An 11,883-nucleotide genomic window follows, 5' to 3' on the forward strand; every position below is an offset into this window, starting at 1 on the left:
GCATGGTTGTGCATCCTCTGGGGCGTTCTGCGCAGTTGGTACCTTCCGAGCTTATGGGGTGCCCGGTTCACGGCGTGCGGCGCACCCGGCCCGACAGCCAGGCGGCCAGTGCGACCGCGAGCCCGACCGCCAGGACCACCCAGGCGGTGGTGCGCAGGAACGCGGTCAGCGCGTCGTACACCGCGCCTGCGGCCGCCCGGTCGATGTCCGGCGGCAGGTCGGCCAGGGTGATCCGGCGGCCGGCGGCGACCGCGAGCCACAGCAGGCCGGCGCCCAGTGCGAGCCCCAGGCCGGTCGCGGCCACGGCCCGGCGGCGGCGGACGGCGACCGCGACGGCCGCCGCGGCCAGGACGACGGTCAGGACGGGGAGCCAGACGCCGGCGACCTGCATCATGCGGAAGCCCTCTCGGAGCGCGCCCAGGTTGTCGTACTCCATGACCTTCACCGAGACCCGGGTCTCCGGGATGAGCTCCGCCAGCGGCACGCCGTCCGTGACGAGCTCCTGCCGGATCCGGGCGACGACCGGTGCCAGGTCGATGGTGACGGCGTTGCCCTGCCCCGTGGTCAGGGCCTCCAGAAAGGCCGCGTGGGCGGCCCGGTTGGCCGCGTCCCAGGCGGTCCGGTAGGCGGGGGTGCCGGCGAAGGAGCCGATGGCCTCGCGCAGCAGCGCCTCGATCCCGCCCTGGAAGGGCCCGGCGTCGATCTGCCCCGACAGGGCGCGCGCCGTCTGCGTGACCACGACTTCCTGCACGGCCGGGTCCGAGGCCAGCGGCGACATCGCGGCGGCGTAGCGGTCGGCGTCGCCCAGCTCGCGGTCGGCCCAGTAGCCCACCGCGCTCACCGGCACGAGGAGGGTCATGAGCGCGATGAGAACCGCCGAGATGAAGGTGCGCACGTCACCAGGGAACGCACCCGGGGAGGAGGCCGCGACCCGGGCTGCTGCGGTCGGGTGGCGGCGCGTCCGTTTCGGGAAATGCCCTTGCCTCCTCCGATCCAGGACATCTAGTGTCCAGGTTATGAGGATGGGTGAGGGCGTCGAGTGGGCGCTGCACAGCTGCATCAACCTGGCCTGGCTCGGGCCGGAGCGGGCGGTCCCGGCGGCGCGCCTGGCCGCCTGGCACGATCTTCCGCCCGCGTACCTGAACAAGCAGCTCCAGGCGCTCGCGCGGGCGGGCCTCCTCGTCTCCACCCCGGGGGCGCGGGGCGGATTCCGGCTGGCCCGCCCGCTCGCCGAGATCACCCTCATGGACGTGGTCGCGGCGGTCGAGGGGCCCGAGGAGGCCTTCCGCTGCACCGAGATCCGCCGCCGGGGGCCGGGCGGCGGCGGCCCGGCGGCCGACGGCGGCCCCGAGTGCGCGATCGCCCGCGGCATGGCCCGCGCAGAACTGGCCTGGCGGCGCTCCCTCGCCGGGCAGAGCCTCGACGACATCCGCCGGGAGGCCGAGCGGCAGGCCCCGCAGGCACCCGAGCGGCTGCGGGCCTGGTTCACCGGCCCGACCCGCAGAACGGCGCCCCACTCGGCGCCCACCGCCCCGGCGCAGACCGATCCGACAGCACCCTCCGACCCGACAGCACCCTTCGACCCGACAGCACCCTTCGACCCGACAGAATCCGGAGCCTGGCAATGACACGCAGCATCACCAACCCCGCGGAACTCCACGACCCGACCGGCTTCGGCTACAGCCACGTCGTCTCCGCCCCGGGCGAGCAGGTCTTCATAGCGGGCCAGTACGGCTCCGACGAGACGGGTGACGTCGTCTCCGACGACTTCGAGGAGCAGGTGGCCCGGGCCTTCGCCAACCTGCGCACCGCCCTGGCGGCCGTCGGCCTCGGCCCCGCCGACGTCGTCCGCATCGGCACCTACGTCGTGGACCACGACCAGCCGAAGCTGGAGATCCTGCTCAAGCACCTGCACGACACCTGGGGAACCGGCCTGCCCGCCCAGACGCTGATCGGGGTCGCCTCGCTGGCCCTGCCCCGGATGCTCTTCGAGATCGACGCCGTGGCGGTCCGCGCCCGTTGATCCACTTGCCGGGCTCAGGTGCCGGGTGTGCCCTGGATGGGGGAAGAGAGGAGCCCTGTCATGGCACACGCGGCACCCGCCACCCGACGGCACCACCGGCAGTCGGCGCCCCTGCACCTGAGCCCGGGCATGCTGGCCGGACCCCTGCTCCTCGGGCTCGTCTACGGCATCTACGCGGCCTTCATGAACCGCCAGACGGGCCCCGTCACGGTGGCGAACGTCTTCTACGGCATCCTGTGCGGCGTCCTGTTCGCGGCGATCATGTTCACCCTGGCCCGGGTCGGCCCCCGCATGGCCAAGGAGGCCCGCGCCGCGGCGTACGCCGCGTTCGGCGGTATCGCGATGGGCTACCTGTACAGCCTGACCGGCGACTCCGTCCTGCGCTCCGCCTGGGTCGGCCTCGCCACCGGCATCGGTGTCGGTGTGGTGGCGTACTACCGGTACTACCAGCGCGAGGGCTGAACAACCCGCACACGCGCCGGCTCCCGCACCCCTGCGACGGGGAGCGGGAGCCGGCGCGTGTGCGTCAGTCGCGGGCCGCTGCCCGCGAGGCGGCCGCCGTCTCGCGCGGCGCCGCCGCCTCAGGGACGGACGGCGCCGACGGGGCGGACTCGGTTTCGTCCGGTGTGCGCCGGGCCGCGGGCGCCGCCGCCGGCGGGGGCGAGAAGCGGGCGGCCTCGGCGCGGATCAGGGCGTTCAGGGCGGCGAAGGGGTCGATGGGCATGGCGAAGACCTCACGGTGCTGGAGGGGTGTGGGGGGTCGGTGCGCTGCTGCTCGGCCCGCTCAGCAGCGCAGCACCATGCTCCGCACCGCCCGCCCGGACGGCACCGGGCCGGCTGTCTCACACCGGCCGACAACCTCGCGCCGGCCGGAATGTTCCACGTGAAACATCGGCGGTTGCGCCAACTGCCGTACTCCGGCCGCTCCGCGCACCGGCTGCCGTACGGCCCGGGCCTCCGGCTCGGCCGAGGGTTCGCCCTCGCGTTCCGCGGGAGTGCCCGGACCGCCCGGCAGCCCGGAGGCGTAGCGGGCGGCTTCCTCCCCACAGACCGCCGACGCGGCGGGGGACGCGGCGAGCAGGCACATCAGCGCGAGACAGGCCGCTGCAAGGGCCCTCGTCACCGCCGTCCGCGCCTGCCGTGTTCCGGTCATGCCGGGGATGTGCCCCGACACGCCGGACAACCCGCCGCCCAGCCCGGGGAAAGCCCCCGACCGGAGGACGAAGACACCCCCTCTCGGCCGACAGCCCGGCGCGGCGCCGGCCGCCGGGCCGGAGCACCAGCGGCCGACGCGGTCACGGTGCCGGCCCGCCTCAGCCGGTGCAGGGCCCCGCCTCAGCCGGTGCGCCGATGGCCCGTCAGCCGTGCCACGGCGGTGGTCTCACCGCTCACCAGCCGCAGTTGGGCCCGGCCGGGCCGCTGCCCGCGCCGGCTCACCCCGGCGGGCGAGACCGCGTCGACGGTGAACACGGCCGTACGGCCGTCCCCGCGCACGACTTCGACGGTCAGGCCCCGCCGCAGCTCGGCCAGGCGCAGGTCCGGTGCGGAGACCACGGACACGCCGGCCGAACCGGGCGCCGGCGTCCCGGCCTCCCAGTACGCCTCCTCCGACTGCGCGCCCTGGCCGGTCCGGCCTCCTGACGGGACGTCCGCACCCGGCGGCCCCGCCTCGGGGGCGCGGAAGGGCAGGTCCGCGCCCAGGGCCGGGACGAGCAGCCGCCGCGGTGGCGAAGGACGCAGCGGGGTGATGGCGGAGGCCCGCGACGGCCGCGACCCCTTGCCCGAGGTCCGCTGCCCGGCGTGCTCCAGCTGCTCGACGAGCCGGCGGTGCCCCGACAGGCCCAGTGCCCGCGACGGCAGCGCGTCGGCCGAGGTGGGCGCGGTCCGCGCACCCTCGGTGCTGCGCAACAGCCCTATGCCCGTCCCCAGCAGAGCCACCGTCAGCATGCCGACCACCCACTTGGCGCGGGCCATGGAACGCCCTCCCTGTCCGATGCACCGGCTCCGGCAGCCGGTCCCACAGAGAGCAGTGGAACCCCTGGCCGTCCACCGCCACTGCGGACAACGCCGCCGGTTGAGGGTGCGTCACACCCGTACCGCGGCCGTCCCGCCCGCATCGGCCCAGCTCGGGCCCGGTGCAGCGGACCGCCCGCGCCCCCGCGCACGTACCCCCGAACGGGCGAGGGACCGCGGCGCCGTCGACGCCCCGCCCCGGGTGCGGGTCACACCACCACGAACGCGACCGCCGCCGCCCCCATCAGGGCGGCGGCGAGGTGCACCGCTCCGTGTCCGTAGTCCCCGTACCACAGCTGCCGGGCCAGGCCGCCGAGAGCGGCAAAAGCGGCGATCACACCGATCTGGGCGAGCAGCGTCACCGCCGTGAACGGGGCCAGCAGCAGGACGACGGAATTCAGCCAGAGCGGGCCCGTGCCCGTCCAGCCGCGCCAGCGGCGGATCGCCGTCTGCCTGTGCATGACCACCGGCTCCCTCGGTCGTCGACTCGTCAGCTGCACAGCCTCCTTGCAGGCGGCGGCGGGGACAAGGGACCGTTCGGCAAGAAAACCGGAGGCCGCGGCCGAAAGTCGCCGGGCCGCGTCAGGCGGTGATCCAGTCGGTGGTGGCGATCACCGGCTGGACGCCGTCGCGGTGCACGGTGCCCTCGATCAGGCCGTACATGCGGTCCGCCGCGAAGTAGACCTCGTTGTCGTTCTCGAGGCCGAACGGCTCCAGATCCACCAGGAAGTGGTGCTTGTTGGGCAGGTTCAGCCGTACCTCGTTGACCCGGGGGCAGTGGTCGAGGACCCGCTCCGCCATCTGGTGCAGCGTCTGCTGCAGCGAGTACGAATACGTCTGCGCGAACGCCTCCAGCAGGTGCCCCCGGACCTTCCTGTACGAGCGGTCCCAGTCGTGCCCGGCGTCGTCGGCGGTGAGCGCCGAGTGCGCCCAGCGGGCGGTGACCTTGGTCGCGAGGATCCGGTCGTACGCCTCCCGCAGCGTCGTGTACCTGTCCTTGATGTAGCCGTGGAACTCGGAGTCCGTCGAGTTCATGACGGTCAGCTCCTTCAGGCCGGAGACGACCTGCAGGCCGGTGGTCTCGCTGTAGGTGATCTGCGCGGTCCGCACCTCCTGCCCCTTGCGGACGAAGGAGTGCTGCTCCTTGCGGGTCGGGACGGGGATCCGCTCCCAGGCGAACTCCTCGATCCGGATCTGCGCCTCCCGGATGGGCGCCTGGGAGGAGACGAAGTGCCTGGCGAGCAGGATGCCGAAAGCCTCCGGGGACTCGATGCCGTGCTCCTTGCCGAAGGCGTACACCGTGTTCTTGGTGGTGTCGGTGGGCAGGCAGTTGGCGTTGTCGCCGGTCAGGTGGACGTCGCGGAACTCGCCGCGGAGGGCGACGGAGACGTTGAGGTCGCGGATCTCGTGCCAGGAGCCGTCGCTGCCCTTGCGGGTGACCTTGACGATGCGGTTCTCGGCCTTGCCGTACTGGTTCTGCGCCAGGACGTGCCTGCTCATGGTGTCTTCCTTCGGGTCCTCGGGAACACGGAGTCCGGTGGTCTGGATCCCGTACGCCCGGCGTCCAGCGGTCTCCCGCTCCCCGCCGTCCGGTCCCCTCGGGACCGCCCCGGGACTGACGTGCATCCCGGTCCGTAAGGTGCCGGCCCTGCTGCACGGCCGGTGAACGGATTGCAGCACGCCGGGGCCCCGTTCTCCCCCGTACGGATCATCCGAATCCGGGCCGCCGGCCCTTGGGCGACCCCACAGCGCCGGCGCGCGGGCGCCGCGGTCAGCCCGCCGTGTGCGCGTCCGCGACGGCCAGGGCCGCGTCGAGGGCCTCCAGGCCGGCGGCCACCTCCTGCGGGGCGATGGTGCAGGGCGGGGCGATGTGGATCCGGTTCCCGGCGGTCAGCGGCCACAGCCCGGCCTTGCGGCAGGCGGCCGCGAACTCCGCCATCGGCGCGTTGTCGGCGCCGGAGGCGTTGTACGGGACGAGCGGCTCGCGCGTCGCCCGGTCCCGGACGAGCTCCAGCGCCCAGAACGTGCCCAGCCCGCGCACCTCCCCCACGGACGGGTGCCGCTCGGCGAGCGCGCGCAGGCCCGGCCCCAGCAGCTCCGCGCCGGTCCGCGCCGACTGCTCGACGACCCCCTCCTCCTCCATCACGCCGATCGTCGCGACGGCCGCGGCGCAGGCCAGGACGTGCCCGGAGTACGTCAGCCCGCCCGGGTAGGGGCGGCGGGCGAAGGTCCCGGCGACAGCCGCCGAGACCGCCACCCCGCCCAGAGGCACGTATCCGCTGGTCACGCCCTTGGCGAAGCACAGCAGGTCGGGGGTGACGCCCCAGTGCTCGGCGGCGAACCACCGGCCGGTGCGCCCGAAGCCGACCATCACCTCGTCCAGCACGAACACGATGCCGTACCGGTCGCACAGCTCTCGGACGCCCGCCAGGTAGCCGTCGGGGTGCACGAGCACGCCCGGCGCCCCGCCGACGGTCTCCAGGACGATCGCGGCGATCGAGGCGGGCCCCTCGAAGACGACGGTGTCCTCCAGGTGGCGCAGCGCCCGCTCGCACTCCTCGGCCGGCGTGGCGGAGTAGAAGGGCGACCGGTAGGCGAACGGCCCCCAGAAGTGGACGACGCCGGCGGTCGCGCTGTCGTTGCCGAAGCGGCGGGCGTCGCCGGTCAGGTTGATCGCCGTGCTGGTGGCGCCGTGGTAGGAGCGGTACGCGGACAGCACCTTCGGCCGCCCGGTGTGCAGGCGGGCCATGCGGACGGCGTTCTCGACGGCCTCGGCGCCGCCGTTGGTGAAGAAGACCTTGTCCAGGTCGCCGGGGGTGCGCTCGGCGATGAGGCGTGCGGCCTCGGAGCGGACGTCGACGGCGAATCCGGGCGCGAGCGTGCACAGGCGGCCGGCCTGCTCCTGGATGGCCGCGACGACCCTGGGGTGCTGGTAGCCGATGTTGGTGTAGACGAGCGCGCTGGAGAAGTCGAGGTAGCGGTTGCCCTCGTGGTCCCAGAAGTACGCGCCCTCGGCCCCGGCCACGGCGAGCGGGTCGATGAGTTCCTGCGCCGACCACGAGTGGAAGACGTGGGCGCGGTCGGCGGCCTTGACGCGGGCGGCCTCGTCGGCGGCTGCCGTGTTCACGGCGGGGAAGGGGTTGTCCATGGCTGCGCACTCCTGGACCTGGCGTGAGGGACGGGCGGCCGGTCGCGCCCGCCGTTCCTGGCACCGCCCATGCTACCGCACTGCGAAAATGCAATTCCGCATGACGGAATGGCCCTGCGCGTGGACGGGCCCCGGGCCGGTGGACCCGGGGCCCGCGCGCGGCGGCTGTTCAGGCGTGCTGCGGCACCTCGTCCTTCAGCATCTTCCGGAGGGTGTCGCGCAGCTCCGGGGTGTCCGTCTCGCCGTGCACGGACGCGGCGTGCTCCGCGGCGGCCCGGATCACTTCCTCCTCCTCGCCCGTGATGGTGAGGGTGCAGTTCATCTCGCTCGGGTAGTCCCGGCAGTCGGCTACCTTGCGCATGGGATGCCTCCCGGTGGGTGGTGGCTGCCGGCGTCGCCGCCCGGATGCCCGGGCGGGAGGGCGGAGGCAGGTGCGTGCGGCTCTTCTCACCTCCCACGATCCTCCTTGCGCCCCCGGACCGCAGCCCTGAGGGCCCGCCCGGGCCGGCGGCAGCCGTCCGGCTCGGATCAGGCGGGCCGCTGCGTCACGCCGGGCCGGACACGGAATCCGCGACGAGCCGCACCATCTGCGCGTCCCATGTCAGGAGGAGCAGGACGACCTCTTCCCCGGAACCGCCGGCCGGGTCGGCGGCGGTGCACGTCAGCGCCGTCCCGCCCCGACCGCCGCCCGTCGCGGCGGACACCGGGCCGGTGAGCCGCAGGGCCTGCCCGCCCGGCCGTTCCAGGACGGTGCCCGACCGGCTCAGGACGATCTTCCCGCGCGCCATGGCCGGGGCCTGCGCGCCCTTCCGGTAGCGGCAGCGCACCGTGACCGCCTCGCCGCGCCCGAACGCCGCGATGCGGCGCGCCGAACGCGCACGGTCCCATGTCCTTCCCCCCGCCCACAGCACGAGATCCATCAGCGAATACACCGCAAGCTCCAGCAACAGCACCCGTTCGCTCCTCCTTCGGGAATCGATGGAGGGCCGGGCGCCGCCGCATACGCTCCCGGCCGCTTGCCCGGACCCGGCTGCGGCACGCACTCCGGCCCGGGCCGCTCCGGCCTCGCCGACGGCATTCCCGTGCAGGTCAGCGCGCTGCCGACCGCCCCCCGCCTCACCGTAGCGGGTGAGTCGGCCCGCCATCCCCGCAGGTCCGCGGGTCGGGCGGAACCCTGCAGCGGCGCCGGCGGAGGGGCGGAACCGGTCATTCGCTGCGGCCTCGGCCCTCCCGCGGCGCGGCGGGGTGAATAGAATCGAGCCTCATGTCGAAGCCTGACGAACTGCTCGTGGACCTCGCCGCCAAGGTCGAGTCGGGGCAGAGCAATCAGATGTCCCTGACCGTCATCACCGGAGGGGCCGTCATCACGGGCCGGCTGGCCCCCGAAGCGGTGTGGCGGCAGCGGGTGACGGAGGTCCTGGCCGATTCCGACAGACTGGGCGAGTTCGCCGGCGTCTTCGACGGACCGGGCCGCAAGGACACGCCGCCGACCCACCTGCACTTCCACGTCGCCCGGATCATCCAGGGCACGGTCGGCATCCCCGAGACGGGCGGCATGTACCGCGTGGCCATCGCGGACGTGAGCGCCTGGACGGTGGGGGACTTCAGCTTCTCCGACCACTGACGCAGGCAGGACGCAGGGGCCGACCGGTGCGAACGACCGGCCGGTCCCTGCGGCATGCCCGGGGGCGGGCCTCGGACGGCCGACCGCGGCCCGGCCGTCGCGGTGTATGCATGCGGTTTTTCACCGGACAGGCGTCCCGGCGCCGTATTGGCCGAAAATATTCAGTCGGCGGGAGGGAATGTCGCTCTTTTTGGGATTGTCGGGTGTCGGGGCGGCCTGAAATTCAGCTGAAACAGTTCGCACCGGCGGGTCTCGGCCACAAGGGAGCCGCCGGCCCCCGGGGCGCCCGCCCCCTTGCTGTGAACGGGGTCGCGGGGCGAAACGGGGGCGCCGGCAAATCGGAGAAGTGAATTCCGGTTGTGTGGGAAACCGTTGACAGCTGCTGAGCAGGCTTGCGATGTTTCTCACCGCGCCGGTCGAACGAATGGTCGGCGAGCGGTACGGGGGAAGTAGGTGCAGTGGGGGCGGCAGATGGAATGCGGCATGACCGGCACGTGCCGGGCCGGAATCAGCCGGCGGACGGGGGCGGTGAGACGGTCCTCGTGATCGTCGGGGCCAATCCGACCGTCGCCCGGGAGGCAGCGGCCCTGCCCGCCGAGTCGGTGCACGTGCAGCTGCCCGGCGCGCCTGCCCTCGACCCGGGGGCCAGGGTCCTCACCGCCGACTTCCTGGACCTGCCCGCCTTCCTCGCCTTCACCGACGAGGTCCTGCGGCCGCTGGCGCCGGCCGCCGTCGTCTCGCTCACCGAGCTGGGCCTGGAGCCGGCCGCCCTGGCGGCCCGCCGGCTCGGCGTCGCCGGCGTCGACCCGGCCGCCGTACGGGCCACCCGCGACAAGCTGGAGATGCGGCGCATCCTGGAGCGCGAGGCCCCGCACCTGAACCCGGCCTTCGCGGCGGGCGACGACGCCGAGGCCGTGGCCCGCCTGTTCGCCGCCCACGGCCGGGCGGTGGCCAAGCCGGTGGACGGCGTCGGCAGCACCTCCATCGCCCTGGTCGAGGGCATCGACGCACTCCCCGCCGACCGCCGCACGGCCGCCACCCTGATCGAGCAGTTCGCCGAGGGGCGCGAGTTCAGCGTCGAGGCCCTGTCGGCGGCCGGTCGGCACACCGTCCACGGCATCGCCGAGAAGGGCACCACCGACGGGTTCATCGAGGTCAGCCACATGATGCCGCCGCCGTCCCTGGACGCGCGCCGGCAGGAGCTGGTCGCCCGTGCCGTCGGCGAGCTGCTCGACGCCCTCGGCGTCACCGACGGCCCCAGCCACACCGAGGTCAAGGTCGACGGCGACAAGGTCGTCGTGATCGAGACCCACACCCGCCTCGGCGGCGACGGCATCGCCGACCTGGTCCGCCTCACCACCGGCGTCGAGTGGCGCCGCGCCGCCCTCGGCTGGGCCGTCGGCGCCGAGGTCGTCCGGGGGCCCGCCGCGGCGGCCGCGGCCGCCACCGTCTTCCTCACCGCCCCGCCCGGGCGGGTGACGGCCGTCGCGCCGCCGCCCGTACTCGCCCACGGGGACGTCCACACCTGGGACGTGTCCGTCCGCCCGGGCGACCCGGTCGGTGCCCTGCGCTCCTCCTCGGACCGGCTGGGCATGGCCGTCCTGACCGCAGCGGACACCGACGCATGCGCGGCAGCCGTCACGGAGCTGATCGGCCACCCGGTGGTCACCACCGCACCCGATCCGAACCTCTGACGAGCACCCCGCACGTCCGGGGGCACGGCCCCGCGCGGCCCGTCACACCGTCACTTCTCCACCGATCACGCCACCGCAACCGCAGGGGGGAACACATGTCTGTCCAGAACGCGCCCATTTCCTACGATTTCCACGGAGACGCCCCGTTCTCGATGCCCTTCAAGGACATCAAGCCCGAGGACATCCACATCTACCTCGACCTCGACACCAAGGTAGGCAAGAACACCTGCGGCCAGAAGTGCACGCACTGCTGGTTCGTCAACTACGAGAAGGTCTACGACAAATCCTTCGCGATGGAGGAGGGCCCCCGCATCCTGGAAGGCCTCCAGTCGCACGGCTACCACGTCTACCCCCGCTACGTGGACAGCTTCGCCTACGACGGCGAGTTCATGCGCCTCTACGGCCCCGCCAACAACCGGGAGTTCCGCCAGGAAGCCGACCACACGCCCACCGAGACGATGGAGAAGGGCGACGCCTGGACCAGCGGCCGCCCCCTGCTCGCGGACAACTGGACCGAGCTCCTCGACCTGGCCGTCAAGAACGGCTACGGCACCATCTCCATCACCTACCACGGCGTGATCGACGAGAACCTGCAGGTCACCGACCACAAGACGTACCCCATCAAGGGCGTCTTCTCCGGCGCGGAGACCGAGGAGGTGCTGCGCCGCATAGCCGAGTACAACAAGGGCGTCGCCCCCGAGGACGCCTTCCGCGTCAACATCGGCGTCACCATCGGCCGCCACAACCACGGCCGCACCTCCCTGGAGCGCTACGCCCACTACTTCAACAACCTCGGCGTCGACACCGTCCGCTTCAACAACTTCACCGACCACGGCGGACGCCACCCCGAGCTGCGCCTGACGCGCGAGGAGATCGAGCAGGCGTACCGCGACTTCAAGTGGGTCCACGAGACGATCCCGCTCCGCTTCCAGCTCGGCGTCAGCGAGGACTTCGGCACCTTCGGCATCAAGGCCATGGGCTTCCCCTCCCACGTCGGCTGGTGCCGCGCCGGCCGCCAGCTGTTCGCCGCCATCCCGGCCCAGGAGGAGGTCCTCTCCGACAGCCCCGCGGGCCGCCGCGAGAAGATCGGCGACGTCGTCGGCTGCGTCAACACCTTCGAGCCGCACCTCGGGATCCTCGTCCGCACGGTCACCACCGGCGAGGACGGCGAGCACACCGCCTACGACGTCGAGTTCGACCACGACGCGATCGAGGCCTTCACCGCCAAGCGCCTCTCCGGCGTCTACAAGGACGGCTGCTTCGCCACCGAGCTGTCCGAGGAGCTCGGCCTGATCTCCCGCGTCCCCCAGCGGCGCCGGCTGCCGCTCCTCGTCGACGCGCAGTCCTGACGCCGCGGCCCCGCCGCAGCTCCGATGCCGTC

At 73.3% G+C, this 11,883-nt stretch carries 13 protein-coding genes and 1 pseudogene; 6 read left to right on the forward strand and 8 right to left on the reverse strand.

Annotated features, from left to right (window positions below; all coding sequences use genetic code 11):
• Nucleotides 1–67 precede the first annotated feature (67 nt).
• Nucleotides 68–895, reverse strand: a complete 828-nt coding sequence (locus C0216_RS00800; protein WP_114053389.1) for a hypothetical protein — start codon at nt 893–895, stop codon at nt 68–70.
• A gap of 127 nt (nt 896–1,022) precedes the next feature.
• On the opposite strand from C0216_RS00800, the pseudogene C0216_RS00805 reads away from it, so the two are divergent.
• The 3 genes and pseudogenes from C0216_RS00805 to C0216_RS00815 form a co-directional block, all read left to right on the forward strand.
• A pseudogene (locus C0216_RS00805) lies at nt 1,023–1,484 on the forward strand (RrF2 family transcriptional regulator); the annotation flags it as partial.
• A gap of 140 nt (nt 1,485–1,624) precedes the next feature.
• Entirely contained in the window at nt 1,625–2,023 is a 399-nt protein-coding gene (locus tag C0216_RS00810; RefSeq protein ID WP_114053391.1) for a RidA family protein, read from the forward strand.
• 60 nt (nt 2,024–2,083) lie between these two features.
• A complete protein-coding gene (locus C0216_RS00815) occupies nt 2,084–2,485 on the forward strand; it encodes a hypothetical protein (RefSeq protein WP_114053392.1) in 402 nt (133 codons plus the stop codon).
• Between the two features lie 64 nt (nt 2,486–2,549).
• Here the strand turns inward: C0216_RS00815 and C0216_RS00820 are convergent, their stop codons facing one another.
• From C0216_RS00820 to C0216_RS00850, 7 genes are all read right to left on the reverse strand, one after another.
• Complete coding sequence (locus C0216_RS00820) at nt 2,550–2,747, reverse strand: hypothetical protein (protein ID WP_114053393.1); 198 nt, start codon at nt 2,745–2,747, stop codon at nt 2,550–2,552.
• Nucleotides 2,748–3,358: 611 nt separating this feature from the next.
• Complete coding sequence (locus C0216_RS00825; RefSeq protein WP_114053394.1) at nt 3,359–3,997, reverse strand: class F sortase; 639 nt, start codon at nt 3,995–3,997, stop codon at nt 3,359–3,361.
• A gap of 248 nt (nt 3,998–4,245) precedes the next feature.
• Nucleotides 4,246–4,497 carry a hypothetical protein gene (locus C0216_RS00830; protein ID WP_114053395.1) on the reverse strand — a complete coding sequence of 84 codons (252 nt, stop codon included), beginning with the start codon at nt 4,495–4,497 and terminating at the stop codon, nt 4,246–4,248.
• 121 nt (nt 4,498–4,618) lie between these two features.
• Nucleotides 4,619–5,536, reverse strand: coding sequence for a factor-independent urate hydroxylase (gene pucL / locus C0216_RS00835; protein ID WP_114053396.1), 918 nt, complete (start codon nt 5,534–5,536; stop codon nt 4,619–4,621).
• A gap of 271 nt (nt 5,537–5,807) precedes the next feature.
• Entirely contained in the window at nt 5,808–7,184 is a 1,377-nt protein-coding gene (locus C0216_RS00840; protein ID WP_114053397.1) for an aspartate aminotransferase family protein, read from the reverse strand.
• Between the two features lie 169 nt (nt 7,185–7,353).
• Nucleotides 7,354–7,545 (reverse strand): DUF1059 domain-containing protein, encoded by a 192-nt coding sequence (locus tag C0216_RS00845; protein ID WP_114053398.1) that lies wholly within the window; start codon nt 7,543–7,545, stop codon nt 7,354–7,356.
• A gap of 184 nt (nt 7,546–7,729) precedes the next feature.
• Nucleotides 7,730–8,137 carry a hypothetical protein gene (locus tag C0216_RS00850; RefSeq protein WP_114053399.1) on the reverse strand — a complete coding sequence of 136 codons (408 nt, stop codon included), beginning with the start codon at nt 8,135–8,137 and terminating at the stop codon, nt 7,730–7,732.
• A 311-nt stretch (nt 8,138–8,448) separates the two neighbouring features.
• On the opposite strand from C0216_RS00850, the gene C0216_RS00855 reads away from it, so the two are divergent.
• From C0216_RS00855 to C0216_RS00865, 3 genes are all read left to right on the forward strand, one after another.
• Nucleotides 8,449–8,808, forward strand: a complete 360-nt coding sequence (locus tag C0216_RS00855) for a hypothetical protein (protein WP_114053400.1) — start codon at nt 8,449–8,451, stop codon at nt 8,806–8,808.
• 494 nt (nt 8,809–9,302) lie between these two features.
• The gene (locus C0216_RS00860; protein ID WP_246042242.1) at nt 9,303–10,502 is read left to right on the forward strand and encodes an ATP-grasp domain-containing protein; all 1,200 of its coding nucleotides are present in this window, start codon (nt 9,303–9,305) and stop codon (nt 10,500–10,502) included.
• A 95-nt stretch (nt 10,503–10,597) separates the two neighbouring features.
• The gene (locus C0216_RS00865; RefSeq protein ID WP_246042244.1) at nt 10,598–11,851 is read left to right on the forward strand and encodes a radical SAM protein; all 1,254 of its coding nucleotides are present in this window, start codon (nt 10,598–10,600) and stop codon (nt 11,849–11,851) included.
• The last annotated feature ends 32 nt before the right edge of the window (nt 11,852–11,883 follow it).

This window comes from Streptomyces globosus (assembly GCF_003325375.1).
Classification (GTDB): Bacteria; Actinomycetota; Actinomycetes; order Streptomycetales; family Streptomycetaceae; genus Streptomyces; species Streptomyces globosus_A.

What these genes read in the sequence shown, in the direction of transcription:
- C0216_RS00815 (WP_114053392.1), top strand. Translation starts at nt 2,084, where the DNA reads ATGGCACACGCGGCACCCGCCACCCGACGGCACCACCGGCAGTCGGCG.
- C0216_RS00810 (WP_114053391.1), top strand. Translation starts at nt 1,625, where the DNA reads ATGACACGCAGCATCACCAACCCCGCGGAACTCCACGACCCGACCGGC.
- C0216_RS00845 (WP_114053398.1), bottom strand. Translation starts at nt 7,545, where the DNA reads ATGCGCAAGGTAGCCGACTGCCGGGACTACCCGAGCGAGATGAACTGC.
- C0216_RS00840 (WP_114053397.1), bottom strand. Translation starts at nt 7,184, where the DNA reads ATGGACAACCCCTTCCCCGCCGTGAACACGGCAGCCGCCGACGAGGCC.
- pucL (WP_114053396.1), bottom strand. Translation starts at nt 5,536, where the DNA reads ATGAGCAGGCACGTCCTGGCGCAGAACCAGTACGGCAAGGCCGAGAAC.
- C0216_RS00825 (WP_114053394.1), bottom strand. Translation starts at nt 3,997, where the DNA reads ATGGCCCGCGCCAAGTGGGTGGTCGGCATGCTGACGGTGGCTCTGCTG.
- C0216_RS00855 (WP_114053400.1), top strand. Translation starts at nt 8,449, where the DNA reads ATGTCGAAGCCTGACGAACTGCTCGTGGACCTCGCCGCCAAGGTCGAG.
- C0216_RS00830 (WP_114053395.1), bottom strand. Translation starts at nt 4,497, where the DNA reads ATGCACAGGCAGACGGCGATCCGCCGCTGGCGCGGCTGGACGGGCACG.
- C0216_RS00865 (WP_246042244.1), top strand. Translation starts at nt 10,598, where the DNA reads ATGTCTGTCCAGAACGCGCCCATTTCCTACGATTTCCACGGAGACGCC.
- C0216_RS00820 (WP_114053393.1), bottom strand. Translation starts at nt 2,747, where the DNA reads ATGCCCATCGACCCCTTCGCCGCCCTGAACGCCCTGATCCGCGCCGAG.